The organism is Mesorhizobium sp. M0408 (assembly GCF_040321495.1).
Classification (GTDB): Bacteria; Pseudomonadota; Alphaproteobacteria; order Rhizobiales; family Rhizobiaceae; genus Mesorhizobium.
On sequence record NZ_JAMYRO010000009.1, the window covers coordinates 104,420 to 129,182 of the forward strand.

The following is a 24,763-nucleotide window of genomic DNA, read 5'->3' on the forward strand; positions in this document are numbered from 1 at the left end:
GCAAGCACGTTTCATCGTTTCAGCGTTGCTTCGTGTTGCTGGCGGCGACCTCAGGGATGGCCGCCGCGAGTTACATCAGGCCGGCAGGCGGCGGTCGTATTCTTCCCGCAGGCGGCTCCAGCCGTCCCAGAACGAGGTCGGCGTCTTGCCCGCCAGGCGGGCGGCCAGCAGGTCGAGGTGTATGTGCCAGCCGGCCGTGATGTTGAGCTGGATTGCACGTTCCGGCAGGCGGCGATGAACGACGGTGAGCAGCACATCGCTACCCTTCGCCTCCAGCAAGAAGGAGACGCCGCCGGTGTTTCCCCAGGTGATGGAAAGCTTGCGCGGCGGATCGAGTTCGGTGATCCGGCCCGCCATCCGATGCTCTTCGGGAAAGCCCGCGGGTCGCTGGCCAGGCGGGTCCGTCAGCTCGTCGTTACGCCAGACCAACTCGAACGAGCTGCCGGCCTTCATTTCCATCTGGCCCGCGGCCATCCATTGCCGGCGCAAGTCACTCTCGGTGAGATAGGCCCAGACGCGCTCGATGGGGCCGGGCAAGAGGCGCTGGATGGTGAACGTGGCGGGCTCGCTCAGCTCGCCATAGGCGTCGATGGTTCTCATCTGGTTCATTGCTCGTCTCCTTCTTTCGGGTTGGGCGATTTCCTGGACTCATCCTGGGCTTTGCGTGCGTCCTCTTCGCGAAGAAGGCGTTCGAGAACATCGAGACGACCGGTCCAGAAGCGCTCGTAGAAGCTGAGCCACTGATGGGCGCTGGCCAGCGGTCCAGGGGCTAGTCGGCACAGATGCGTGCGGCCCCTCACCTCTCGACGAATAAGCCCTGCGTTCTCCAGCGCCTTGATGTGCTTGGAGGCCGCCGCGAGCGACATCACGAAGGGTTCCGCCAGCTGGCTTACCGTTTTCTCGCCATCGGCGAGATCGCGAAGCATGTGCCGCCGGGTGGCGTCGCCAAGGGCGTGAAAAACCGCGTCCATCTGGGGTGTCTCTAATTCAACCATGTAGTTGAATATAGACGCACGCTTTGAGATAGTCAACCGTTTGGTTGAATAATTTTTGTGAAGCGCCGCGGGGCCGTTTGCGCCATCGAGCGTGTCGACGTGACGGGAGATACGGACGCGCCCCGCGACAGCAAGGGCGAGGCCCTTATTTGCCGTCGAAGAAACTGTGGATCGCGGCTTCCAGCTTTTCGATAAGCTGAGGGTTGTGGCAGCTGCCAGCCCAGATCAGGGCGTTTAGCCTCATCTCTTTGTTGATAAAGCTCACTTTCCCAGAATCCAGCAGGTATTCCGCGATCTCGTAGTGCCGCCCCTTGATAGCCTCGATGAGCGCGTTGTTTCTCCCCGTCTTGTCGGTCAGATTTACTTCCGCGCCATTCACCACGAGCAACTTGACGACTTCGAGATGCCCGTTCTTCGCCGCCTCGATAAGAGCCGTTCTGCCGTAGTAGTCAGCTCGCGCGTTGATCTCTATTTGGGGGTGTCTCACGAGGACAGAGATACACGCGTAATGTCCCTTGGCCGACGCAAGGCTCAAGGGCGTGCTCTTCCACTTGTTTCTGGAATTCACGTCGATTTCCGGGTCTTCGATCAGCGCCTCCACCACAGCTGTGCGGTCATTGAGGGCTGAAAGGTGAAGTGCAGACCAGCCGCCGTCGTCCGACTGATTGATGTCGGCGCCAGCCGCCAATTCCGATCGAACCGCCTCCGCATCGCCTTGTTCTGCCGCGACCAGCAGGGGCGACCAGTCTCTTGCCCCTTCGGCTTCCAAGCTGTTGGTCAACGCAGTCGCCTCCTCGGATAGTTCACAGAATACCACAGAATCCGCGATAGTGGGGTCGTCCTGCATTGAGTTCCCTGGAGCCCGTGGGTCACAGAGAGCTGTCGGCCCGAAGCGGAGGATCAGCGCTTCACGTCCGTCTCCTCACATTCTCCTGATATCGACTGGCTTTGGCGGCCATTCAGACTAGATAGAGCCTGCGCCGGGCGGAACGATGCAGAAGGACCTGAACATGCCTGAACAGATTACCCTGAATAGACCTGAACAGATCAGATTGAACGACGGCTCCGCCATTCCGCAAATCGGCCTCGGCGTATGGCAGGTCGATCCAGCCATCACCGCCAAGGTGGTGCGCTGGGGAATCGAGGCCGGCTACAGGCTGATCGACACCGCCGAAGGCTATCAGAACGAGGAAGGTGTCGGGCAGGCGATCCGCTCGGCCGGCGTGCCGAGAAGCGAGTTGTTCATCACCTCGAAACTGCGCAACGGCGCACATCAGCGCGACGCCGCCTTGCGCGCCTTCGACGAGACGATGAGCAAGCTCGGCATCGAACAGATCGACCTGTTCCTGATCCATTGGCCGGTGCCCAGCCAGGACAGATATGTCGAGGCCTGGAAGACGCTGATCGAACTCAGGCAATCAGGCCGGATCAAGTCGATCGGCGTTTCGAACTTCAACCAGAACCACCTCGAACGGATCATCGGCGAGACCGGCGTCACGCCGACCGTCAACCAGATCGAGCTCCACCCCCGCTTCCAGCAGCGTGACAAACGTGAATTCCACGACAGGCACAACATCCGCATTGAGAGCTGGAGCCCGCTGGGCAGCGGCCGGCTGTTGAGCAATCCGACGCTTGAAACCATCGCCAGGAAACACGGCAAGTCGGTGGCGCAGACGATCGTCAGGTGGCACCTTCAGGAAGGGCTGATCGTCATTCCAAAGTCGATCCACCAGGACCGCATCGCCGCCAATTTCGAGGTCTTCGATTTCGAGTTGGAAGCGAAGGACCTCGAGCTTATCCGGGGCATGGATTCGCCCGACGGCCGCACCGGCCCGAACCCCGCCACGGCCGCATTCCTGTTCTAACGAGGCGGGCCAACCCGGACGTTGGCATTCCTTCACACCCCCCTCTGCCCCGCCGGACATCTCCTCAAGGGGGGAGATCGGCAGCTTCAATAGCCGCGCCCTTCTTGCAGCGTCGGAGATTAGCGAAGGCCGCGATGAGGGCCAATCTCCCCCTTGTGGGGGAGATGTCCGGCAGGACAGAGGGGGGCGCTGTCCCGGCAGCGATCAAAACTACCCTTCCCGCTAGCTCATATCCCGGAGCCATCCACCAGCGGCACATCTTCGCCCTCCCAGGGGCTCGGCATCGATCCCTTGCTGAGATTGGCCGACGGCAGCGGCATCCAGCACTTCAGTTCGGGTTCGGCATATTCGACGATGCGTCCTGGAGACGAGTCGGAGGCGCGCCAGCCTTCGCTGCCGAACTGATCGGCGCGGGCCCAGTAAGCCATGTCGACCTCGGCCGGACCCTGTTCGGACGGCCGAACCGTGACAAGGATTCTGCTGCCGTCCCTTGGCGCGCTCGACATGTGGCGCCACTGACCGGGCTCGTCCATTGCATTTCCTCCTGCGATCTTCGCCTCGAACGAATAGTCGCTTCGCGTTCGGAAGCGGTCAACCCGAACTTTTTTGCCTGAGACAAAACCCCTGTCCCGTCGTCGCGGAACAAGTCATGGCACGCCGGGTTTGGGCAAGTTGTGAAGGAAGCAAAATGAGACCAGCGCCGCGACCGATCCTTACCATTATTGCATGGCAGGCCGCGTCTTTCGTTCGCAACCCGGTCCGGTCGCAATGAGGCAGGCCGGTTCCGATCATTCCATCCCACCGAAGGAGGGCAAAGGTGGCATAGGACGAGCGCTCGGCCTCGGACTGATAACAGGGGCGGCCGACGACGATTGTTCCGCAATAGGCACCTATGCCAGTGCCGGCGCCCGTTTCGGACCCGACCTGCTCTGGACGGCTCCGGTGACGTTGCCGATGATGTACGCGGTCGTCTACCTGTCGTCGAAGCTCGGCCAGGTGTCGGGGCGCGGATTGTTCCACGTCATCAAGGACTTCTACCCGCGGTGGCTGCTCTGGTCGGTGCTGTTGGGTGTGCTCGTCGGCAACACCATCGAGGCAGCGGCCGATCTTGGTGGAATGGCGGCGGCGATCAACATATTCGTGCCGCTTCCCATTCCGCTGATCGTGCTGTTCGTCGCCGCCCTCATCTTCGCCCTCCAGGTCTTCGGCTCCTATACTTTGATCCGCAACATCTTTCGCTGGCTGGCGCTGGCGCTGCTCGCTTATGTCGGTGCCGCCATTCTGGCCAAGCCGGATGCCGCGGCGGTGCTGCGCGGAACGCTGCTTCCCAGGATCGAATTCAACCGGGAGTTCCTGTCGATCCTGGTCGCCATCATCGGTACGACGCTGTCCGCCTATCTCTATACGTGGCAGTCCAATGAGGAGGTCGAGGAGGAGATTGCCCAAGGGCGAACGACGCTCAGGCAAAGGAAGGGCGCCACCGCCGGCGAACTCCGCCGCTCGCGCCGGGACATCCTCATCGGCATGACGTTTTCAAATCTCATCATGTATTTCATCATCCTGTCGACCGGGGCGACGCTCTACAAGGCGGGGCATCACGATATCGACACGGCCGCGCAAGCCGCGGAGGCGCTGCGCCCACTCGCCGGCCAGGCCGCAAGCGTTCTGTTCGCCGCAGGCGTGATCGGCGTCGGTTTCCTAGCAGTTCCTGTCATGACCACCGGCGCTGCCTATGACGTGGCACAAGCCATCGGCTGGAAAAACAGCCTGCACGCCCGGGCTCGAGAAGCGCCCAAATTTTATCTCGCCATCGGATTTTTTACGGCGATCGCCGCCGGCCTCAACTTCCTCGGCTTCAATCCGATGAAGGCGCTGGTCTGGTCCGGCATCGTTCAGGGCTTCTCGACGCCGCCCTTGCTGCTGCTCATCATGCTGATGACGAACAGCCGCAGGATCATGGGGGAGCAGGTGAACAGCCGCAGCACCAACATACTCGGTTGGGCAACGACCGCCGCCATCTTCTCGGCGACGATCGGCCTGGTGGCCACCTGGTTCATGTAAATCCGGCAGGACAAGGGACGCCGCTAGTTGGATTACCCGTTCCCGCTTGCGGATTGCCCCAGCTTTGCCGACCTTGGAAACTCCACAACATCTCCCACCGGCCGCTTGTATTGCGCTGCGACAATTGCATCGATCAGGAGATCCAGAGCCGCACGAGCCGTGCGGCTCGTCTCGTCCTCGCCGCTCAAATAGTGGCAGGCTCGTTCAAGGTGCAGGTGTGCGGCGGCAAAGTCGCTTGTCATAGGCATCTCCCTGTTGCCCGCCCGCCGGCAAGATGACCGCCTCGATTTAGCCAAAAGCAAATATCCACAGCCGGATTTAAATCAAATTGACCTGATTCACCGCAGCCGCGGAGCCACTCCAGCGCCGTGGCCTGTGCCTTGCTTGCATCCTCCCCGAGGACCGCTAGGCCGTCGAGGGATTGTACCACAGGCACATGGTTCCCCGACGTCTCGCCGGGAGCGCCCGAGGGCGACTTGCCTGATATGTCCGGCCGGCTGTTTATGCGCTCTATCCGACGCGCTGCGCCATCGCGGCTGAAGGCGCTGCGGCGGATCTTGCAACGCGCTGCGGCGCGTTGAATGAACCAATTGCGGGCGATGTGCCGCAAACTCAGTTCGCTCATCACCCAGCTTTTGAAATTTTCTCGCTCTTTTAATTCTACAAACTCTCTAGACTTAAAATAGATCGCTAGACCCAAGATCTTGAAATAGAGCGCTTGAGAGGGAGCCAGGAATGTCGAAAAAGCTCGTGGTGGGGCTGTCGGGCAACTTGACCCGGCCATCGAAGACCAAGGCGTTCGTCAGCCACATTGTCGGGCAGGCCGCCGAAAGCATCGGCGCGGCCTCGGCCGTCTTCGACATCGAGGATCTCGGCGCGTCCCTGCCGCAGGCAAGGCGCCTCGGCGATCTCGACCCGGCGGCGCGCAACATCGTCGAACGGCTGCTGGGCGCCGACATCCTGGTGGCCGGCTCGCCGACTTTCAAAGGCAGCTATACCGGGCTTTTCAAGCATTTCTTCGACCTGCTCGATCCGTCATCGCTGAGGGGCAAGCCCGTCATCCTCGCCGCGACCGGCGGCGGCGAGCGCCATTCGCTGATCGTCGAGCACCAGTTGCGGCCGCTGTTCGGCTTCTTCGAGGCGCTGACCGTGCCGACCGCGATCTACGCCTCCGACAAGGATTTTGCCAATGGCGTGCTGGTGTCGGAAGCCATCCACGCCCGCGCCCGGCAGGCGGTCGCCGAGGCATGCCGTGTAACCGGGGTGCCCTACGGCGTCGGCCTTGCCGCCTGAACGCACCACTGACCCGAGATCCCCTTTCCGATCCGTCCAGGAGCACGCCGCGATGACCAGATCCACCAAATCCAGGCAAATCAAACTGGGCGCTTTCCTGCCCGGCGGCGGACAGCATATCGCCGCCTGGCGCCACCCCGAGGCGCCGGCCGACGGCGCCACCAATTTCGAGTTCCACAAGCAGCTCGCCCTGACCGCCGAGCGCGGCCTGTTCGATGCCTATTTCCTCGCCGACAATCTGACCGTCGGGCTCGGCGCCCGCGAAGGCGGCAATGCCAAGATCGCTGGCTTCGAGCCAGTGACGCTGTTTGCTGCGCTGGCGCCGCTCACCACGCATCTCGGCTTCATCGCTACCGCCTCGACCACCTACGAGGAGCCCTACACGCTCGCCCGCAAATTCGCCTCGCTCGATCATCTGTCGAATGGCCGCGCCGGCTGGAACGTCGTCACCTCGGCCGGCGACGAAACCGCGCGCAACTTCAATCGCGAGACGCAGCCTGCCCACGCCGAGCGCTATGCCCGCGCGCATGAGCATGTCGAGACGGTCAAGGCGCTGTGGGACAGCTGGGAGGACGATGCCTTCATCCGCGACAAGAAATCGGGGCGCTTCTACGACAAGGACAAGCTCCACGACATCGACCACAAGGGCGCGCATTTCAGCGTGAAAGGGCCGCTCAACGTGCCGCGCCCGGTGCAGGGGTACCCGGTCGTGGTGCAGGCGGGGCAATCGGAAGACGGTCGCAAGCTCGCCGCCCACTCGGCGGAAGTCATCTTCACCGCCCATCAGAACCTGGCGTCGGCGCAGGAATTCTATCGCGATATCAAGGCGCGCGTGACGGCCGCCGGCCGCAATCCCGAGCAGGTGCTGATCATGCCGGGCGTGGCACCCTTCGTCGGCCGCACCGAAGAAGAAGCGCGCGCCAAGTACCAGCAACTGAACGATCTCATCCTGCCCGAAGACGGCGTCGCCCTGCTCAACGGGCTGGCCGGCCAGACGCTCGACATCACCGGCTATCCGCTCGATGGACCGCTGCCGCCGAGCAAGGAGACCGAAGGCATGAAGAGCCGCCAGGCGCTGATCCGCCAGATTGCCGACGAGCACAACTTCACCATCCGACAGCTCTACCAATGGGTGGCAACGGCCCGCGGCCATTATACCGTCATCGGCAGCGCCACGCAGGTCGCCGATCAGCTGGAGGAATGGTTCGGCAACGAAGCCGCCGACGGCTTCAACATCCTGCCGCCCTGGCTGCCCGGCGGGCTCGACGACTTCGTCGAGCTCGTGATCCCCGAACTGCAGCGCCGCGGCCTGTTCCGCACCGCCTATGAAGGCAGGACACTGCGCGAGAACCTCGGCCTCAGGCGGCCGGAAAACCCCTGGACCGCCGCCCGCTCGGCGGTGCTGGCCGCCGAATAATCCCGAGAAGCCCGATATTTTCCAAGCAGGAGGCAAGACGATGACCTTGCAGCACATCGAACAGGCCGCCAGCCTCGGCACGCCTGACAGCACGACAAGCCTCGGCACGGACCTCCTGCGCCTCGGTGGCCAGGCGGGCATCCGCTTCCTGTCGCGCTACGGCGTCCTCATCGCTTTCCTCGCAATCTGGCAAGTGTCGAGCAGCGCGGGCTGGGTCAACGCGGCCGTGCTGCCGCCGATCGACATGATTGTCGCAGCACTTTGGAAGGGGCTGGCCGGCGGCACTCTGCTCGGCGACATCGCCATCAGCCTGCAGCGCGCCGGTCTCGCTTTCGCGGCCGCCGTGCTGGTCGCCATCCCACTTGGCCTGTTCATGGGTCAGGTGCGCACAGTCGAAACCGCGCTCGATCCCATCCTGCAGGTTTTCCGCCAGACCTCGGCGCTGGCGCTCTATCCCGTATTTATCCTGCTGCTTGGGCTCGGCGAGGCGTCCAAGGTATTCGTCATCTTCTGGGCGACGCTGTTCCCGCTGCTGCTCAACACCATCGGCGGCGTCAAGCAGGTCGATCCGAAACTGCTGGAGATGGCCCGCGTCTATGGTGCCAGGCAGCTCACCGTCTTCCGCCGCGTCGTGCTGCCCGGCGCTGTGCCCTCGATCTTCGTCGGACTGAGGCTCAGCGCCACCACGGCGCTGCTCCTGTTGATCGCCTCCGAAATGATCGGCGCCAACAAGGGCATCGGCTTTCAGGTGATGAACGCGCAGTACAACTTCCAGATCCCGCTGATGTTTGCGGCAATCGTCATCCTCGCCGGCCTCGGCCTGATCGCCAACCAGGCGCTGGTCAGCCTGCAGCGCCGGCTCTGCCGCTGGAGCAATGCCGTCGACTGACCACCCGCCCTTACCAATCTCAACCAGGCCAGAACTCAAATCAGGAAAGACCCGGACCATGAAAATCACCCGCCGTTCCCTGCTTGCCGGCGCGCCCTTCGCCGCCGGCCTTCTCGCCGCCGGCCTGCCGCGCTTCGCCTTTGCCGAAGCCGCACCCGTCAAGTTCCGCTCCCTCGCCAGCCGTGGCAGCATCTCTCCGCATGAGCTGGCCGGCGAGCTCGGCTATTTCAAAGGCCTCGGTATCGAGGTGGAGAATGTCGGCTATTCCGGCGGCGGCCCGGAATCATTGTTCGCGCTCGCCTCCGGCAGCGTCGATATCGGATCGGCCGCAACCGCCGCCGTGATCAATTCGATCTCCGGCGGCAACGACTTCGTCGCCGTCTATCCGAGCAACGGCATCAACAGCAAGGTGCGCAGCGTCTTCTACGTGCTCGACGACAGCCCGATCAAATCGATCGCCGACATTGCCGGCAAGACCATCGCCGTCAACACGCTCGGCGCCCATCTCGACTACACCGTGCGCGAGGCGCTGCACAGCGTCGGCCTGCCGCCGGATGCCGCCAATCTCGTCGTCGTGCCCGGACCGCAGCTCGAACAGACCTTGCGCTCCCGTCAGGTCGACATCGCGGCGCTCGGCTACTGGCAGGCGACGTTTGCCGGCGCCCTCGTGGACAACGGCGGCGTGCGTGGCGTGTTCAACGACACCGACGTGCTGGGCGAGCTGGCCGGCGGCTTCGTCGTGCTCAGGCGCGACTTCATCGCCGCGCATCCCGACGCCGCCCGCAACTTCGTCGAACAATCGGCGCGCGCCTCCGACTGGTCGCTGCAGAACCCCGACGAAGCGCGCAAGGTGCTGGCAAACATCCTCGACAAGCGCGGCGAAAACGGCGAGCTGGCGCGTTACTGGACCGGCTTCGGCCTGCGCCATGGCGCCAAGGCGACGGACCGCGACATCGACTTCTGGGTCAGCGTGCTCGAGCGCGACGGCCGCCTGCCAAAGGGTAAGCTGAAGGCAGCGGACATCCTCTACCGGCCGGGCGAAACCAAGACCAACTGACAAAAGCAACCGACCAACCAGTTGGGAGACGAGCGCGATGAGCAGCACAAGCGGCGGTCAGGTCAGCATACGCGACCTGTCCAAATCGTTCAGCATCAGTGGGCGCTCGCTCGCCGTGTTGAGGACCCTCAACCTCGACATCCGCTCGGGTGAATGCCTTGTCATCGTCGGCGCCAGCGGATCGGGCAAGACCACGCTGCTGCGCATCCTAGCCGGGCTGGAGGCTGCCGACAGCGGCGGCGTCGCCATCGACGGCAAGCCGGTGCACGGCGTTGGCGCCGAGCGTGCGGTGATCTTCCAGGAGCCGCGCCTGCTGCCCTGGCTGACCGTGCTCGGCAATGTCGCCTTCGGCCTCGAAGTGCGCGGCGTGCCGAAGGCGGAGGCCGAGGAACGGGCGCGCTTCTATATCGCGCTGGTCGGCCTCGCCGAATTCAGCGATGCGTTTCCCCGGCAGCTGTCGGGCGGCATGGCGCAGCGCGTCGGCATCGCCCGCGCCTTGACCGTGCAGCCCGAAATCCTGCTGCTTGACGAGCCGCTGGGCGCGCTCGACGCGATGACCAAGATCGGCATGCAGGAGGAACTGGCGCGCATCTGGAGCGAGGAGAACGTCACCATGGTGATGGTGACGCACGACCTCGAGGAAGCAATCTACCTTGCCGACAGGGTGCTGATCCTGCCCAAGGAGAAAGGCGGCGCGGCGCGCCTGATCGACATCGACCTGCCCCGCCCGCGCGAGCGCAGCGAAAGCCGTTTCGTGCGCTACCGCGAGGAACTGCTGCGCGAATTCGGGCTGCACTGAAAGCCGCCTAAGAGGGCTTGGATTCCTCGCCCCGCGAAGCGAGGAGAGGTGTCTCGGCGAAGCCGAGACGGAGAGGGGCCCTCCTTATAAGTGCCCTTAAGTGCCCTGCCCCCACGCTCTTCCTGGAACCGGATTCCCCGCCCCCGCATTTCCTTAACCGGGAGGCGAAGGAGCGCGGCATGAAAGCTTTGTTCGCAATCTTTGGCGGCTTCGTGCTGACGCTCGCCGTATTCGCCAGCGGCCTCGCCTTCGCCACCTGGCTTATAATAGCCAAGCCGGTACGGCCGGCCGCCCCGGTCTCCAGCGTCGCCGAACTGTGGACCAGGGACCCGCGACCGGTGAACCCGGCCTCGCAGCGCCTGGAGCGCCTCCCGGCCCGCCCGGTCCCCGTTCGCACCTCGGAAGTTGATCGCAGCTCGAAACCCGCCGATGCCGCAGCGTCGACAACCGATATCACCGCGACCGGCTCTATCCAGCCACCAGCGGAAGAGCAGCAGACGCTACCCGCCGCCCATGTCGAATGGTGCGCCAGCCGCTACCGCTCCTACCGGCCGGACGACAACCGCTACACGTCCTACAGCGGACAACAGCGCCCCTGCATCTCGCCCTATCTCGACATCACCGATGACGGCAGCTACGTCGAGGCGAGCGATAGGTCGTCACTGGAGGGCTACCCGCCATCGGACGAAACCGGCGCCGCCGAGCTCTCATTCGACCACGTGCAATACTGCTTCAGCCGCTACCGGTCATATCGACCGGAGGACAACAGCTATCAGCCGTATTCGGGCGGGCCGCGCAGGCAGTGCGAGTAGGCAGGCCGTGGGGTGGCTGGCGGCCGCAGTGCATGGCGCCTTGTGCGACCCCACCCAACGATCACGCAGATTTCTTGGATCGTTCGGGTTGGCGTGGCGTTCATCCGATACCCAAAGGAGAAATCAACATGGGCGACGACCGGGAAGACAAGATTCGTGAGCGCGCATACCAGATCTGGGAACGCGAAGGCGGGATCCATGGCGATCCCGAGCGGCACTGGCACCAGGCCGAGGCCGAGATCGACAGGGAGGCAGCCCTGCCGCTGACGGCAGGCGATGCTTTGCCGGAAACCCGCGAGGTCGCGAGCTCCGACGTTTTGACGGTGGAGGCCCTGGCGATACGCACCGGCATATCGGGCGAACAGGCGCAGGAGCTGATCGACAGGCTGGGCAACGACCGGGCGGCGATCGAGCAAGCCGCGCGCAACCTCAAGGGGAAGCAGCAACTCGGGGAGTGACAGATGATCAGAAAACTCAAAGACGGAAAATACCGCCTCTATTCGCGCAAGAAGGACGAAAAGACCGGCAAGCGCCGCAATCTCGGCACCTTCGATACCCGCGAGGCCGCCGAAAAGCACGAACGCGAGGTGCAGTATTTCAAGAGGCATTGAGGGGAGTGCTGTCGCTTCCCAGGCAGCCGCGCCGGAGGGCAGCCTCCTGGCGGCTGTCCAGCGTCACGATGTGGTCCTTGGCGGTGCCTCCAGCGTTCCTGTTGAAATTGAACAAAACGGGAACAAAAATGTCAAGAGCGAATTGACTCTGCGAGGAATGCCTTCCTATTTGTCAGTAGGCGGGGCGGTTGCTCACAAATCGAGGAGAGCCGCGATGGGCAGACGAAAAAGCCGGTTTGACAGGCTGTCGGCGAGGGATGCGGAGGCGATCATCAGGGACGCTTTGAGCCTGCGCAAGACGGTGCTGTCGTCGCAGCTGCATCTGAAGGCGCATGGCGAGCTGTTCTGGCAGCTTTGCGGGCTTCTCGAGAAATTGCACGGGGTGCTGGCCAGCGTCGCGGAGAAGGAGCCTGATTACCGGATGGCGGAGCTTGGCCTGCTTCCGCTGCCCGAGGATTACTCGACCCGGAAATGAGCCATGGCCGGGCCGATGGACAGCGTTGGGCGTGCCGCCAAGGCCAACATGCTGCTCATCGTGGAGTGCGGCCATTGCTACCATGTCGGACGGTTCAGGGCGAATGACGTGGCCCAGGTGGTGGGCTGGAACAAGCCGCTGGAAGCGATCAGGTTCAGGTGCAAGCGATGCAGCCGCAAGGACACGACGGTGAAGACGCAGTTCATCGACCAGGATCATCCGCCAAAGGGCTACATCTGGGTGCTGCAGAAGTTCAAGCGCTAAAATAATGAGCCTTGCACCGGCGCCTGTTGCGGAAACTTGATCTGCGTCGCCGGCTTGTCGACGATCACCAGCGCATCATCGGGCGCCGTGCGCTGCAGATGCCTTGCCTTGGACCATGGCGCCGTCAGCCAGGTCTCGGTTTCTTCCGGCGTGGCCAGGATCACCGGCATTGCCTTTTCGTGGATCGGCGCGACCAGCGCGTTGGGCTGGGTCGTCATGAAGCCATAGACCTGGTGATCGGCAGGGCGGTCCTTGACCTTGCGAAGGCCATGCCAGCGCGTCCACAGGCCGGCAAAGAAGAATAGCGGGCGGTCCTCGCCGAGTGCAAACCAGTAGTTGCGCTGAATGCCGGTCTCGGGGTCCTTGTCGCCGGGCGTCGGGCTGGGCTCGGCGAAGCTGGTGACGGGCACCACGCAGCGGTTCTCGATGCCGAGATATTGCTGCCAGTGGCCGTATTGCGGATTGCGGATATTAGTGGTGCCGTAGTCGGCCTTGCCCTTGACCCGCTCCAGTGGCGTCGGCATGCCCCACAGCAGATTGGCCAATTCGCGTTCGCCGTCCGGCGCGTTGCGCACCACCGGGCCGGGCTGGTTGGGATAGATGTCGATGGAGGGTTCGAGATTGCCGAGGATGTCGCGCAAGGCGCGGGTCCACTGGCGGATAGCCTCCTGGCTGGTCGTGATGTTGTAGAGATTGCACATTTTCAGGCCGTTCCCGGATGCTCAGGCATCTTGTTGGAAACGGCCTGGAATTTCCAGCGCTGTCCGTTGGGTTGCTGACACGGCAGGCCGTGTCAGCAATGGCTTTGTGAGACCTACCGCGCCGATTGTCTCATAGCTTGTGCGGCTACCGCCGCGAGAAAAGCCCTCGCCGCGGCATCGCAGGCCGCTCGAGACGGGCCTTTGGCGAAAAGAAGAAGCTCGGCGGCTCGAATGTTGAGCCCGTGCTTCCTTGCGAATGTGGCTAGATCGTAAGGCTTGTTGTCGTAAGGTTCGTCGTAGTCGATCGTCAGATCGTAGTTTTCTTTCATTTTCTTCCTCCCGTTAGCGATCTCCCCCCTCCTGTCGCTAACGCAAAATTAACGTCGATGGCGGCGGGCGAGTCCACCAATCAGAGATTGTGTAAAAAACGTACGAGCTCGCATGCTCGCCCTCGCAACGGGCCTGCGAGCAATCGCCGCCGACCGGACCGGTCGAAAGAGCCGATTATGATGGCAATGTTGGAAAGGCTGCCACGGCCTGGTGCTACGAGGTGTCCGCGACGCCTAGCGTGCCTAAATGGCCGGCATTTTCATCTTCCAGGCCCCGGTCCGCAGCCGGCCTCTTTGGGTCCGGCTAAAGGATAAATCCGGCTAATAACACCGTAAGGAGCAGCGACAGCGGAACGGCCGCAAGACACCAGATCTCCAACGTGTTGTTTTGCATCGGGTCCATCATCAGCCTCACTTTTTGGTTTGTCATTGTGACACTAACGGTTGGTCGGAGGTAGCGGTTCCAAGCGACCCCGTTCATAGAGCGCTGCCTGTGCTGCATATTAGCAACAGCTTGACGACCGCTGAGCCCGTACCGCTTGGACAACTTCACTGGCGCCGGTGGATGCGTATTCCGCAGGACTGCAAGCGCCCCTCGGCATCAGTCGTGCGGGGATCGATCGCCGCCCATCATCAGCGCCGAGCCGGTCATGCCCCGGAACCCAATGGCTGCATCTATCTCCGGCCGAAGTTTCGCTACCACCGAGCCGATCCGATGTTCACTCCAGCCAGCGATGCGCGTTTACAGGGACCTAAGTCTGACCTGCCTGCGCAATGGTCTTGTGTACGGCCGGCGTCGGGAACAACTGCGCCCGTCTTCAGTTGATGGCGTCACCTCCTCGAGGAGACATCGGCGCAGAATCAGTCCCTTCATGCGCTGATTAGGGTCCGCCTGCCATTGCTGGATTTGGCAGGCGGACCCTTGGTTCGGTACGCTCCAGATGGAAAGCGGGTAAGCTCGGGATCACTCATCATCCCAGAAATCCCGTAGAGACATATGGCGGAGGTCTTCCTCGCCCCTGAGATGCTTGACCTGGCTTGACATCCGAGACGACCTCCCAGCGCGCGCATGCAGCGGGGTCGCCCTCAGCCTTCCAGCGCCTCGTGCTGGTAAAGCTCGTCCATGCTGAGCGTCGCCAGGGCGGCGAACGGTGCCTGCTTTTTCACGCGGCCGTGGCTCAGGATCACGACGTCGTCGCAGAACGAGATGGTGCTGCGATGATGGCTGATGACGATGGTGGTGCGACGGCCGGCGCGCGACTTGAGCGTCTCGACGATTGCCGCTTCCGACAGGCCGTCCACCGCATTGGTGGCTTCGTCGAGGATGAGGATATCGGGATCGCGCACCAGCGCCCTGGCCAGCGCGATCCGCTGCCGCTGTCCCGCCGAGAGATTGACGCCACGATAGCCGACGACCGTCCAGTAACCCTGCGGCAGTTGCTCGATGAAGCCATGCGCTTCGGCCAGTTTTGCCGCGCGCTCGGCGTCATCGGCCGAGGCCGCGTCCTGGCCGTAGATGATGTTGTCGAAAATCGTGCCGTCGACCAGCTCCAGCTCCTGGCTGGCGAGCGCGATGTGCTTTCGCCATTGGCTGGGGTCGATGCGGTCCAGAGGCGATCCATCAACGAGAATCCTGCCGCTATCCGGTTCGACGAAGCGGCACAAAAGGTTGACGATCGTCGTCTTGCCGGCGCCCGACCGGCCGATCAGCGCGGTCGAGCGGCCGCTACCGATATCGAAACTCGCCGCATGCAGCACCACCGCGCGCTGCTCCGAGCCGGAATAGGTAAAGGTGACGTCCTCGAACTTGATGCCTTGGCTGAGCCCGGGGAACGCTGCGCTGCCTTGCGGCGGCTGGGGCTTGTCGGACGGGTCCAGCATCCACGTCACCTCTTCCAGCGATCCGCTGAGGCCCTGCAGCTGGCTCCAGGCCATTTGCAGCGACCGCATGTAGGGCTGCAGCCGGTAGAGCAGGATGACGAAGGCGACGATCAGCGGGAAGGAAACATTGGCGAACCAGGCGCCGATCACCACCGCCAGGAACAGCATGGCGTGCAGAACCTCGGTCAGCGGCGGCAACGCTCCCTGGCGGGTTAAAAGCACGAACGCCGCCCGGCGCACCGCGTCGGATGCCTGGTCGAAAGCCGCTTTCTCGCGTTGCTCCTGGCCAAAAATGCGGATCAGCCGCCCGGCATGCACCAGATGCAGCATCTGCGATGCGAGCTGGCTGTTGCGGGAGGCGACGCTGCGGCTCGGCGCCTTCAGATTGGCCGACAGCACGGCGTGCGCGACCTGGACCAGCGCCAGCCCCAGCGTCACCAGCAGCGTCATCTGCCACGACAGGAGCAGCAGGAAGGTCAGGAGGATGATTGCGGCCGACGCGTTGACGATTGCTCCCAGCGTGATCTGGATGGCATCCGAGGCCCGCCAGGATTCGTTGGAGATGATGTTGAGCAGCCGTCCGGGGCTTTGCTGCAGGAAGAACGGGTAGCCCACCCGCAGCAGCTGCTCCGACAGCGCGCTGCGGATCGAATGGCTTGCCTTGCCGTAGATGAAGGTGGTCAGCAGCGTGTTGGCAAAGGCGAACAGGTTCTTCAGCACGATCGAGCCGAGAATCGCGACCGAAATGACGATCAGCCGGTCGCGCTCGCTCAAGCTCGATCCGACATGCTGGAAGACGGCGGAGAAGCCAGCCATGCCGGTCTGCCCCTGTTGCCCCATGATTATGTTCAGCAACGGAATGATCAGGCCGATACCAAAACCTTCAAGCGCGGCGCTGAGCAGCCCGAGCACCACCACGGCAGGAAGCAGGCGCAACTGCTTTCTTCCGAGCGCGCGGCGCAGCATCGGCAGGCTGGGCGGCATCAATCGCATGGTGGCGGATCACCTCGCCTCGGCATTTGCCTGTTGCTCCTGTCGCATTTGCGCCGGCTGCGGCGATTTCGCCAGCAAAAGCACCGCGAATTTGGCTGCGCCGAGCAAATTCATGCCGACGATCGGCCAGTGCGACAGCTTGAGTTCACGGTCGAACAGAGGGCCTTTCACCAGTTCGCGCAAGGCCGCCCTCATCGACCAGTAGCAATGCCGAAGCAGCCACGGCGCGTGGCGGATATGTTTCAGGCAAAGCCCGCCATTACCCATGCTGTAGTCGCGGTGCAGCTTTTCGATGGCCTTGCGGTCGCGCCGGCCGTGATGGTGATAGATGGTCATGTCGGGCACATATTCGACCGGAATCCCAAGCAGCACCGCCCGCACCAGATAGTCCGTATCCTCGGCGGAGCGCAGCGGGCCGCCGGCGCCGAACCGTTCGTCGAAACGGCCGATGCGGGCGGCAACATCGCGGTGCATCGTCATGTTGCAGCCAAGCACGAAGCCGCCGGGATGGACATCCGGCGTAAGCCGCGCGCGCACCGGCGACCGCTTGATGGTGAACGGCAGGTCGCGAGGATCGCCGATCTCGACGCGGCCACCGCGGATGACCCGTTCGCCGGCCGCATAGTGCCGCTGCAGATCGCGCAGATAATCCTTGTGGACAGCGCAATCATCGTCGACGAAGACCAGCACGCGGCCCCGCGCCCGCTCCAGCCCGGCGTTGCGCGCGGCCGCCAATCCGGGTCGCGGCTCGCGAATGGCCGTGAACGGAATGTCCGAAAGTTCGGCTATGCCGGCCAGCCGTTTGGCCGTGCTGTCGGTCGAGCCATTGTCGACAACCACCAGTTCGGCAGAGAAGGCAGCGTAGGCGCGGCACGCGGCCTGGATCGACTTTATGCAAGGCTCGAGCACGTTGACGCGGTCGCGTGTGCAGACAATGAAGCTGACCTCCGGTGCCGGCCCGTGCTGCGGCCGGGGCGACATGGCCGCCGGCACCGTCGAGCGGCCGCGCTGCTGGAGCTGATGGGATTTGACGAACATGCGCTGCTAGCTCAACTGGTTCGAAGGCAAAACCGCCGCGGCCGGCACGGACTGCAGATACCGCGACAAGGCATCCACCTGCCTGGTGACCGACATCGAGGCGAGACTGAAGCGCGGCGCGAAGGCACCGGTGCGAAACACGTACTGCTCGCGCCGCCGGATGAGTTTCCATTTCGCCGTCCGCGTCAGGAATTCGTGCATCAGCTGCGGCTGCCTTTCCCCCGATATCAGCTGGTAGAGGAAATAGAACAGGTTCAGCGTGCCAGCCTGGTAGCTCGGCCTCGTCTCGGCCGGCAGCGCGGCAATCCTTTCTTCAAGCGCAAGGATCCATTCGGCGGCACGGCGAACCGTGTCCATCGACGGGACTTCACCGATGCCGCGGAGGTCCTGCGTCTCTTGTACGAGCCCTTCGCGCTCGAGGTTCTCGGCGACGATCTTCAAATGCGTCCTGCGCATTTCGCGCTTGTGCCTGTTGGTCACGCTGTCGTCATGGATACGATAGGCGATCAGGCTTTCGGGGATCATGGCCGCCGGGTAGCGGTCGGTCAGCCGCCTGAACAGGTCGAAATCCTCGGCATGCTTGTAGCTGGTATCGTAATATAGAACATCTTCTTCTATGACATTCCTGTTGTATACCACGGTGGAATGCATGAAGATCGTGAAGAACATCGACAATATACGCAGCGGATTGTCCTGGAATATCGGATCGGGCGAACCCCTGACGACGCGGTTGCCGAGCAAGGTATCGAAACCCGCGCCGCATAGAGCGAGGTCAGGCTGCTGGTTGAACAGCGCGACCTGCCGCGACAGGCGCTGGGGATAGGCGATGTCGTCGGCGTCCATCCTGGCGACCAGATCGCCGCGCGCCACGGCCAGGCCTTCGTTCAAAGTTGCGATCAGGCCACGGTTTTCGCGTGAGATGATCGAGATGCGGCTGTCGGCCTGGCGGTATTTCTGCAGGATCTGCAGCGAGTTGTCGGTCGAGCCGTCATCGATGGCGATGACCTCCAGACGATCGTAATCCTGCCGCAGGATGCTGCCCAGCGCAGCGGCGAGATAAGGTCCCGCATTGTAGATCGGCAGCAGAACTGACACCAAGGGAGCAGCCATGATCAGCTCCGATCGGTTCGTCGCAGCTTGCGTGGCAACGGTGAAGTGCCACCATCAAGCGGCCTGCCCAGATATGCTCCCGCCGCGAGCCATCCGGCATTGCCCACGTCAATGCCTGCCGGGATGGCGCCGCGGCCTTTTCGAGCAACATAGGGGAAGTGGCGCTTGAGGCTGTTGAGCGGCTTCTCGAAAAGCAGCCACGAGACCGAAGCCAGCATGAGCGTTGCCGTTCCCGCCACCAGAAACCGCCCGGGCCCTTGCTCCGAGACGTTGAGCGGGATCCACGGCTGCGATTTGACGACCAGCGCCAGCACTATGGGATGGTAGAGATAGACGCCGTAGCTGATGCGGCCAAGGCCAAGCAGCGGCGGCAGTTCGAGAAGTTTTCCGATATAGCCGCCAACCCCTGTCGAACAGCTTGCAACGATGACCACCAGCGGTACGAGAGGCAGGATCTGCAACAGCAGCCAGAGGCCCCATTCCTGCACCGGATTTGCCGGCGCCGGCGCAAACCACTGCAGAACGAAAAACGCCGCCGCGAGCCCCGGCCAGCCATTTCGAAGCCATTGCGGCAAGCCGGCTGTTCTTGACCGGTAGGCGGCAAGCAGCGCGCCTGACGCCAATGCGTCCATCGACGCCGGCGGCAGCAGGTCGCGTGCCAAACCCGGCGTTCCAGCGATCGGCCAATAAAACCGATAGGCCAGCGACAGCACGATAACGCCGATGCAGATCGATTCCAGGCGCCGGCGCGGCGCCAGCAGGACGATCAGCGGCCAGACGATATAGAACTGCTCCTCGATGCTCAGGCTCCAGAAATGGCAGAGCAGCCAGGGCGTCCATTCATTCTGCGCCGCGTACCAGAAATTCGACAGATAGAACGCATGCCAGACCAGCGATCCTCTAGACTGCTCCAGGTCCACCAACCAGACGAAACCCAGCACGGCGAAATAGGGCGGGAATATCCGCAGCGCCCGCCTGATATAGAAGGATCTCAGCGCCGGTCCGGCTTCGAATTCGGCGGCCGAGCGGGCTTCGAGCAGCAGGCGGGTGATCAGAAAGCCGCTCAGCACGAAGAACAGACGCACGCCGATATGGCCCCAGAACGAGGACCCTCCAGCCGCGAAGAAATGGGAGTACAGCACCATCGTCACGGCGATGGCCCTCAGCGCGTCCAATTGGGTGTCGCGCGCATTTCCCATTAGTGACGTACGCCGGCGGGACGGCGAAACTGCCAATCGGTCAATATAGCGGCTTCGTTCACGGCGCATTCCAATCGGAAGCGCCCCCCTTGCGCAGAATAGGACCACCATTGTGCAACGCAACACAAAAAGTTGACACATTTGAAACAGGAACGTGAGGCACGGCTAATAAAAGCCAAAAACAGCAGGAACCAGCCCGAATTGTCCATTTTTGACGATTTTCTCGCACTCCCTTGGCCCGCCGATATCGGCGGCAGGGTGCTGCGATGCAGCATGTTCGCCGCCATCACGGGCGCGCAAGATCTGGGTCTGGACACAGATGCCCCCCACAGGACCGGCCGGCAACCGACGCTCGGCGACCTTTTTGCTGCGCTGGCGCGGCCTGCTGTTAACGCGACAACAGTGGGAGCAAGCGCAAGCTTCCCGCCTCCGAGTTACGCCTCCTTGCTGGCATTCGCGAGCACCACTGCGCGACGCTCCGGGAGCCCCAATCCGACGAGCGCGCCGGCGAGCGAGAGCAGAGCGGAGACGTCGATTGCCGAGGTGAAGCCATCGCTGAACGCGTCGGTGGACGAGAAGCTTCCAGTGCCGGCGAACACCGCACCGGCGATCGCGATCCCGGATACGCCACCGAGGAAGCGGAATGTGTTGAACGTGCCGGCAGCCTTGCCGACCTCCGGCCGGGCGACCGCATTGAGAACCGCGTTCTGCGCGGCAGGCATGGCCATCGACACGCCGGCACCGGTAATGATCAGCGGGGCGACTAGCTGGATATAGGGCAGATCAGGTGCTGCGATCTGCGCCAGCCAGGCCATTCCAGCCGCTTGCAGGATCAATCCGGCCACGACAAGCCAGCGCTCGCCAACGCGGTTGATCAGGCTGCCGGCGATCGGTGCGACCACGAAAAGCGTGGCGGTCCAAGGCAGCAATCCCATGCCGGCGCCGAGCGGCCCACGGCTCTGGGCAAACTGCAGAAACTGCGGCAACAGGAACACGAGCCCGTACATGGCGGCGCAGAGCAGGAAGTTCGCCCCTACGCCCGAGGAGAATGCGCGCGCCTGAAAGAACCGCAAAGGCAGCATGGGCTCACGGGTACGCAGCTGCCAAAGGACGAATGCGATGGCCAGAAGCAGCCCGGCCGTCAGCGCCGACAGCACTTCAGAGCTGCTCCAGCCCACGATGTTGCCGCGCATCAGGCCCCAGACCACTCCGAATGCCGCCGCAGTTACCAGCACGACGCCGAGGACATCGATTGCCGTGCCCGGCCCGTAACTCTCCGGAATCCGACGCATCACCAGCGGGATGAGAACGATGCCGACCGGGACATTGAGCCAGAAGATCCAGTGCCAGGAGAGCCCTTCGGAAATCGCACCGCCCGCCATCGGGCCGATGATCAGGGCCAGGCCGGTGATGCTGCTGAAGATACCCAGCGCCTTGCCTCGCTCCTCCGGGGGAAAAGCGACGCTCAGCAGCGCCATGGCCAGCGGCATGACCATTGCGGCACCTGCGCCCTGGACCGCACGGGCCGCAATCAGCAATCCGGCATTGCCAGCGAGCGCGCAGGCAACCGACGCTGCGACGAACAACGCCAATCCGGCAACGAGCGTACGGCGGCGGCCGAACCGGTCACCGAGCGCAGCCCCGGTCATGAGCAGGACGGCAAAACTCAAATTATAGGCGTTCATCGTCCATTGCAGCGTCTCCAGCGAGGCATCGAGCTCGACCCGCATCGTGCTCAATGCGGTCGCCACAACCATCGCATCGAGAACGACCATCAAGGAGCCTATCGACGTGAGGGCGAGAACCCAGACCTTCGTTGATCCCGCACTTTGCTTGCTCATGACTATGGCGCCTCCGGCTTGAACAAAGGGCTAGCCAAGTTCACGAGCCCATGATCCAGAGACGCGTAGGGATCATGAAAAGATTCCAGCTAGAGAAAGTTTTTTCGACCGAATCCTTTTGCCATCGTCGAGCGTCTATAGGACGCTGCGCCCGATGGCGGGCGCCTCTGCCTGGGAGATACGCATGAAATCGACCCTTGTGCGATGACCGGATCCGCAATCGGCACGCCAGAAGGACGGGAGCCATTTGACCGGCTGCTCGGCGAATTACGGCCGAAACTGCACCGTTATTGCGCCCGCATGACCGGTTCGGTGATCGATGCCGAGGATGTCGTCCAGGAAGCTACGGTCAAGGCGCTCGAGGCGTTCCCCGGGACCGGGCCGATAGCCAATGTCGAGGGCTGGCTGTTTCGCATCGCGCACAATGCCGCGCTCGACCACCTACGCCGTCGTGCCAGGTTGGATGCCGCGCATATCGTTGAGGATATCGATATGATCCCTGACCCCGGTATGTCGGCCGAGGGTCGACACACCGCAGCCGCAAGCCTGCAGACCTTCATGCGCCTGCCCGCGACGCAGCGTAGCAGCGTCATCCTCATGGATGTGCTCGGCTATACGATCGAAGAGGTCGGCAACATTATCGACAGCAGCGTTCCGGCGGTGAAAGCCGCACTGCATCGCGGCCGTTTGCGCCTGCGCCAGGTCGCCGGCGAGCCTCACGATCGGCCTGTGCCGGTGTTGGCCGAGGCCGAACGGGCGCGTCTGGCAGCCTATGTAGAGCGGTTCAACGCCCGCGACTTCGATGCGATCCGCGACATGCTGGCCGAGGACGTCCGGCTTGACCTCGTCAACCGGCTCCGGGCGAGTGGCCGCACGAAAGTGGGCCGGTACTTCCATAATTACGCGGGTATCCACGATTGGCGGCTGCTTCCAGGCCTGGTGGATCGGCAGCCAGCCATTCTGGTGATCGATCCGGACGACTCGGCCAGAGGGCTAAAATATTTCATCATGCTGGAATGGGCCGGCGACAGACTGGCGAGAATTCGCGATTTCCGCTATGCGCGCTACACGCTTGATGGCGCCGAGGTGGTGCCTCTGCTTGCATAGCAATTCGCGTTTCATAATGCCGAACACTGCCAGCTATTTTTGGATCGCGGCCGCTTGCCATCCAAGCGGCCGCCCTTTTCCGCCGATCCTGCTTTAAGCCGGTTGCAACTCCCTGCGCGGCAGCGGCGGGAAGGCGATCGCAATCGCCATCGCGCCAAGCCCGACAAGGGCCGAGCCGATGAACAGCCAGGAATAGCTGGCATAGGCATCGAACACCATGCCGCCGGCGAGCGGGCCGAAAGCCATGCCGAGGCTGGACAGCATGGTTACGGCACCGAACACCGTGCCGAGGATGCGCTGGCCGAAATATTCCCGCGCCAGCACCGCATAGAGCGGCATGACGCCGCCATAGGTGGCGCCGAAGATGACGGCGAGCGTGTAGAATTGACCAAGCTCGCTGACCGCCAGATAGGCGGCGATGACCACGGCCTGTATGGCCAGCCCGGTGATCAGCACCGGCTTGACGCCCAACCGATCGGCAAGCACGCCGTAAAGCAGCCGGCCACCCAGCCCTGCCAGGCCCTCGATACTGTAGATGCTGACCGCCGCCATCGGCGCTATGCCGCACAGCATCGCATAGCTCACCATGTGGAAGATCGGCCCGGAATGCGCCGCGCAGCAGGCAAAGAAGGTCAGTCCCAACACGATGAATTGCGGCGAGCGCAGCGCCTGCGGAACCGTCATGCCGGCACCCTCGGCGGCAACGCTTGGGGTAGCGCTGTCGGCAGCGGGTTGGGGCGGCTGGCGCACCAGAAGCGCGGCCGGCAGTAGCAGCACCCACGCGGTTAAGCCGATGTCGAACATCGCGGTGCGCCAGTCGTAGGCCGAAATCAGCCAGCGGGCGAACGGCGAGATGGTCATTGGCGCCACGCCCATGCCGGCCGAGACCAGCGAGACGGCGAGGCTGCGGTTCGTGTCGAACCAGGCGGAGGTCAGCGCGATCATCGGCGCGAAGAAGGCGCTTGCCGCGAGGCCGACGAGCACGCCGTAGGCCAACTGGAAAACGAGCAGCGAACCGGTGCGGCTGGCCAGGACCAGCGCCAGGCCGAGCAGCACGGCGCCGGTCATGACGACGATGCGGGCGCCAAAGCGGTCGTAAATGGCGCCCCAGGCGAAGCCGCCGAGGCCCATTACCAGGAAGTTCAGCGTCATCGCACTCGATATGCCGGCGCGTGACCATTGTGTGTCGAGCGCCATCGGTTCGAGAAAGATCGCCAGCGAGAACATCGCCCCGAGGGCGACACAGGTCATCAGCGCGCCAGCCGCGACGATAACCCAACGATAGGGAAGGCTCATTTCACTTTTCTCCCATGCCGGAAGCGTTGATACGGCACGACCTTTTCGAGCTCCGCCGAGCCGCTTGCGTCCGAAGGACGTTGGACATGTCTTGAATCCGACAATCCGGTTGCATTTTTTATCCAGTCGGCGCGATGGCGCCGTTCCACGGCTTTCTGGATTGACCGCGCACCATTCGAAGCTAGATTTCCAACCGGCGATCAGGAGCTGTCAAGCATGGCAAATCAGGAACTTCATCGCGGCCGTCTCATCGACCACCTCCAGTTGGTGGTCAGGGATCTCAAGGCCAGCCGTCGTTTCTACGAGGCGGTTCTCAACGTGCTCGGCATACCGATCGGTGGCGCCGGCAATGATTATTTCTGGGCCGACGAGCTGTTCATCTCCAGCCCCGACAGCCCGGCGGCCCTGGGAAAGCTGACCGGGCGCCACCACCTGGCCTTCCAGGCAAAGGACCGCGCGATGGTCGATGCCTTCTACAAGGCCGGCCTCGACGGCGGCGGCACCGACAATGGCGCGCCCGGCGAACGATCCTACCATCCCGGCTATTACGCCGCCTTCCTGCTCGACCCCGACGGCAACAATATCGAGGCCGTCCACCACGGCCCGGCCAGCCGCAGCGCCGATTCAGTGAAGATCACCTTCTAGCTTCCGGTAAGGGTGGTTCGCTTGCGCAAACGGCCGGCACGGTTGGTCTCTGGCAAAAGCTGGGTGTTTGCGTCATAGACCATGC

Annotated in this window: 26 protein-coding genes; 14 read left to right on the forward strand and 12 right to left on the reverse strand. The window is 63.1% G+C overall.

Features of this window, described 5'->3' with window-relative positions:
- Positions 1 to 75: 75 nt before the first annotated feature.
- From NKI67_RS13030 to NKI67_RS13040, 3 genes are all read right to left on the reverse strand, one after another.
- Positions 76 to 609, reverse strand: a complete 534-nt coding sequence (locus NKI67_RS13030) for an SRPBCC family protein (protein WP_352587117.1) — start codon at positions 607 to 609, stop codon at positions 76 to 78.
- Positions 606 to 995 (reverse strand): ArsR/SmtB family transcription factor, encoded by a 390-nt coding sequence (locus NKI67_RS13035; RefSeq protein ID WP_023677309.1) that lies wholly within the window; start codon positions 993 to 995, stop codon positions 606 to 608. Before NKI67_RS13035 ends, NKI67_RS13030 begins: the two co-directional genes overlap by 4 nt.
- Positions 996 to 1,140: 145 nt before the next feature.
- A complete protein-coding gene (locus tag NKI67_RS13040) occupies positions 1,141 to 1,776 on the reverse strand; it encodes an ankyrin repeat domain-containing protein (RefSeq protein ID WP_352587120.1) in 636 nt (211 codons plus the stop codon).
- 229 nt (positions 1,777 to 2,005) lie between these two features.
- Here NKI67_RS13040 and NKI67_RS13045 point away from each other — a divergent pair, with 229 nt between their 5' ends.
- Positions 2,006 to 2,860 (forward strand): aldo/keto reductase, encoded by an 855-nt coding sequence (locus tag NKI67_RS13045; RefSeq protein WP_031211956.1) that lies wholly within the window; start codon positions 2,006 to 2,008, stop codon positions 2,858 to 2,860.
- Positions 2,861 to 3,087: 227 nt separating this feature from the next.
- Here the strand turns inward: NKI67_RS13045 and NKI67_RS13050 are convergent, their stop codons facing one another.
- The gene (locus NKI67_RS13050; protein WP_023677305.1) at positions 3,088 to 3,393 is read right to left on the reverse strand and encodes a hypothetical protein; all 306 of its coding nucleotides are present in this window, start codon (positions 3,391 to 3,393) and stop codon (positions 3,088 to 3,090) included.
- 235 nt (positions 3,394 to 3,628) lie between these two features.
- Here NKI67_RS13050 and NKI67_RS13055 point away from each other — a divergent pair, with 235 nt between their 5' ends.
- From NKI67_RS13055 to NKI67_RS13105, 11 genes are all read left to right on the forward strand, one after another.
- Positions 3,629 to 4,921 (forward strand): Nramp family divalent metal transporter, encoded by a 1,293-nt coding sequence (locus NKI67_RS13055; RefSeq protein WP_031211955.1) that lies wholly within the window; start codon positions 3,629 to 3,631, stop codon positions 4,919 to 4,921.
- A 735-nt stretch (positions 4,922 to 5,656) separates the two neighbouring features.
- On the forward strand, positions 5,657 to 6,214 hold the full coding sequence (gene msuE / locus NKI67_RS13060; RefSeq protein ID WP_023677302.1) for an FMN reductase: 558 nt from the start codon (positions 5,657 to 5,659) through the stop codon (positions 6,212 to 6,214).
- 52 nt (positions 6,215 to 6,266) lie between these two features.
- Complete coding sequence (locus NKI67_RS13065) at positions 6,267 to 7,631, forward strand: LLM class flavin-dependent oxidoreductase (protein ID WP_352645505.1); 1,365 nt, start codon at positions 6,267 to 6,269, stop codon at positions 7,629 to 7,631.
- 40 nt (positions 7,632 to 7,671) lie between these two features.
- Positions 7,672 to 8,520: an ABC transporter permease gene (locus NKI67_RS13070; RefSeq protein WP_352645507.1), complete on the forward strand. Its 849-nt coding sequence runs from the start codon at positions 7,672 to 7,674 to the stop codon at positions 8,518 to 8,520.
- A 58-nt stretch (positions 8,521 to 8,578) separates the two neighbouring features.
- Positions 8,579 to 9,577 carry an ABC transporter substrate-binding protein gene (locus NKI67_RS13075; protein ID WP_352645509.1) on the forward strand — a complete coding sequence of 333 codons (999 nt, stop codon included), beginning with the start codon at positions 8,579 to 8,581 and terminating at the stop codon, positions 9,575 to 9,577.
- Positions 9,578 to 9,614: 37 nt separating this feature from the next.
- The gene (locus NKI67_RS13080) at positions 9,615 to 10,376 is read left to right on the forward strand and encodes an ABC transporter ATP-binding protein (RefSeq protein ID WP_352472198.1); all 762 of its coding nucleotides are present in this window, start codon (positions 9,615 to 9,617) and stop codon (positions 10,374 to 10,376) included.
- Positions 10,377 to 10,555: 179 nt separating this feature from the next.
- Positions 10,556 to 11,188 (forward strand): BA14K family protein, encoded by a 633-nt coding sequence (locus NKI67_RS13085; protein WP_352645511.1) that lies wholly within the window; start codon positions 10,556 to 10,558, stop codon positions 11,186 to 11,188.
- Positions 11,189 to 11,316: 128 nt separating this feature from the next.
- Entirely contained in the window at positions 11,317 to 11,646 is a 330-nt protein-coding gene (locus NKI67_RS13090; protein ID WP_352645513.1) for a DUF2934 domain-containing protein, read from the forward strand.
- A gap of 3 nt (positions 11,647 to 11,649) precedes the next feature.
- Complete coding sequence (locus tag NKI67_RS13095; protein WP_023677295.1) at positions 11,650 to 11,799, forward strand: hypothetical protein; 150 nt, start codon at positions 11,650 to 11,652, stop codon at positions 11,797 to 11,799.
- A 214-nt stretch (positions 11,800 to 12,013) separates the two neighbouring features.
- Positions 12,014 to 12,274, forward strand: coding sequence for a hypothetical protein (locus NKI67_RS13100; RefSeq protein ID WP_352569131.1), 261 nt, complete (start codon positions 12,014 to 12,016; stop codon positions 12,272 to 12,274).
- 3 nt (positions 12,275 to 12,277) lie between these two features.
- Positions 12,278 to 12,538, forward strand: a complete 261-nt coding sequence (locus NKI67_RS13105; RefSeq protein ID WP_023677293.1) for a hypothetical protein — start codon at positions 12,278 to 12,280, stop codon at positions 12,536 to 12,538.
- Here NKI67_RS13105 and NKI67_RS13110 read toward each other — a convergent pair.
- The 7 genes from NKI67_RS13110 to NKI67_RS13140 form a co-directional block, all read right to left on the reverse strand.
- Positions 12,535 to 13,239, reverse strand: coding sequence for an SOS response-associated peptidase (locus tag NKI67_RS13110; RefSeq protein WP_352569130.1), 705 nt, complete (start codon positions 13,237 to 13,239; stop codon positions 12,535 to 12,537). The two genes, NKI67_RS13105 and NKI67_RS13110, sit on opposite strands and share 4 nt — an antisense overlap.
- Positions 13,240 to 13,352: 113 nt before the next feature.
- Positions 13,353 to 13,568 (reverse strand): hypothetical protein, encoded by a 216-nt coding sequence (locus tag NKI67_RS13115; RefSeq protein WP_023677289.1) that lies wholly within the window; start codon positions 13,566 to 13,568, stop codon positions 13,353 to 13,355.
- A 1,086-nt stretch (positions 13,569 to 14,654) separates the two neighbouring features.
- Positions 14,655 to 16,442, reverse strand: a complete 1,788-nt coding sequence (locus tag NKI67_RS13120; protein ID WP_352645515.1) for an ABC transporter ATP-binding protein — start codon at positions 16,440 to 16,442, stop codon at positions 14,655 to 14,657.
- Positions 16,443 to 16,451: 9 nt separating this feature from the next.
- Positions 16,452 to 17,480 (reverse strand): glycosyltransferase family 2 protein, encoded by a 1,029-nt coding sequence (locus NKI67_RS13125; RefSeq protein ID WP_502894491.1) that lies wholly within the window; start codon positions 17,478 to 17,480, stop codon positions 16,452 to 16,454.
- A gap of 6 nt (positions 17,481 to 17,486) precedes the next feature.
- Positions 17,487 to 18,590, reverse strand: a complete 1,104-nt coding sequence (locus NKI67_RS13130) for a glycosyltransferase family 2 protein (protein WP_352645517.1) — start codon at positions 18,588 to 18,590, stop codon at positions 17,487 to 17,489.
- A gap of 2 nt (positions 18,591 to 18,592) precedes the next feature.
- Positions 18,593 to 19,789, reverse strand: coding sequence for an acyltransferase family protein (locus NKI67_RS13135; protein WP_023677284.1), 1,197 nt, complete (start codon positions 19,787 to 19,789; stop codon positions 18,593 to 18,595).
- 434 nt (positions 19,790 to 20,223) lie between these two features.
- Positions 20,224 to 21,630 (reverse strand): DHA2 family efflux MFS transporter permease subunit, encoded by a 1,407-nt coding sequence (locus NKI67_RS13140; RefSeq protein WP_352587156.1) that lies wholly within the window; start codon positions 21,628 to 21,630, stop codon positions 20,224 to 20,226.
- 204 nt (positions 21,631 to 21,834) lie between these two features.
- Here NKI67_RS13140 and NKI67_RS13145 point away from each other — a divergent pair, with 204 nt between their 5' ends.
- A complete protein-coding gene (locus tag NKI67_RS13145) occupies positions 21,835 to 22,737 on the forward strand; it encodes a sigma-70 family RNA polymerase sigma factor (RefSeq protein ID WP_352645519.1) in 903 nt (300 codons plus the stop codon).
- Between the two features lie 93 nt (positions 22,738 to 22,830).
- Here the strand turns inward: NKI67_RS13145 and NKI67_RS13150 are convergent, their stop codons facing one another.
- On the reverse strand, positions 22,831 to 24,033 hold the full coding sequence (locus NKI67_RS13150; protein WP_352645521.1) for an MFS transporter: 1,203 nt from the start codon (positions 24,031 to 24,033) through the stop codon (positions 22,831 to 22,833).
- A 216-nt stretch (positions 24,034 to 24,249) separates the two neighbouring features.
- On the opposite strand from NKI67_RS13150, the gene NKI67_RS13155 reads away from it, so the two are divergent.
- A complete protein-coding gene (locus tag NKI67_RS13155) occupies positions 24,250 to 24,678 on the forward strand; it encodes a VOC family protein (protein ID WP_352636021.1) in 429 nt (142 codons plus the stop codon).
- Positions 24,679 to 24,763: the final 85 nt, after the last annotated feature.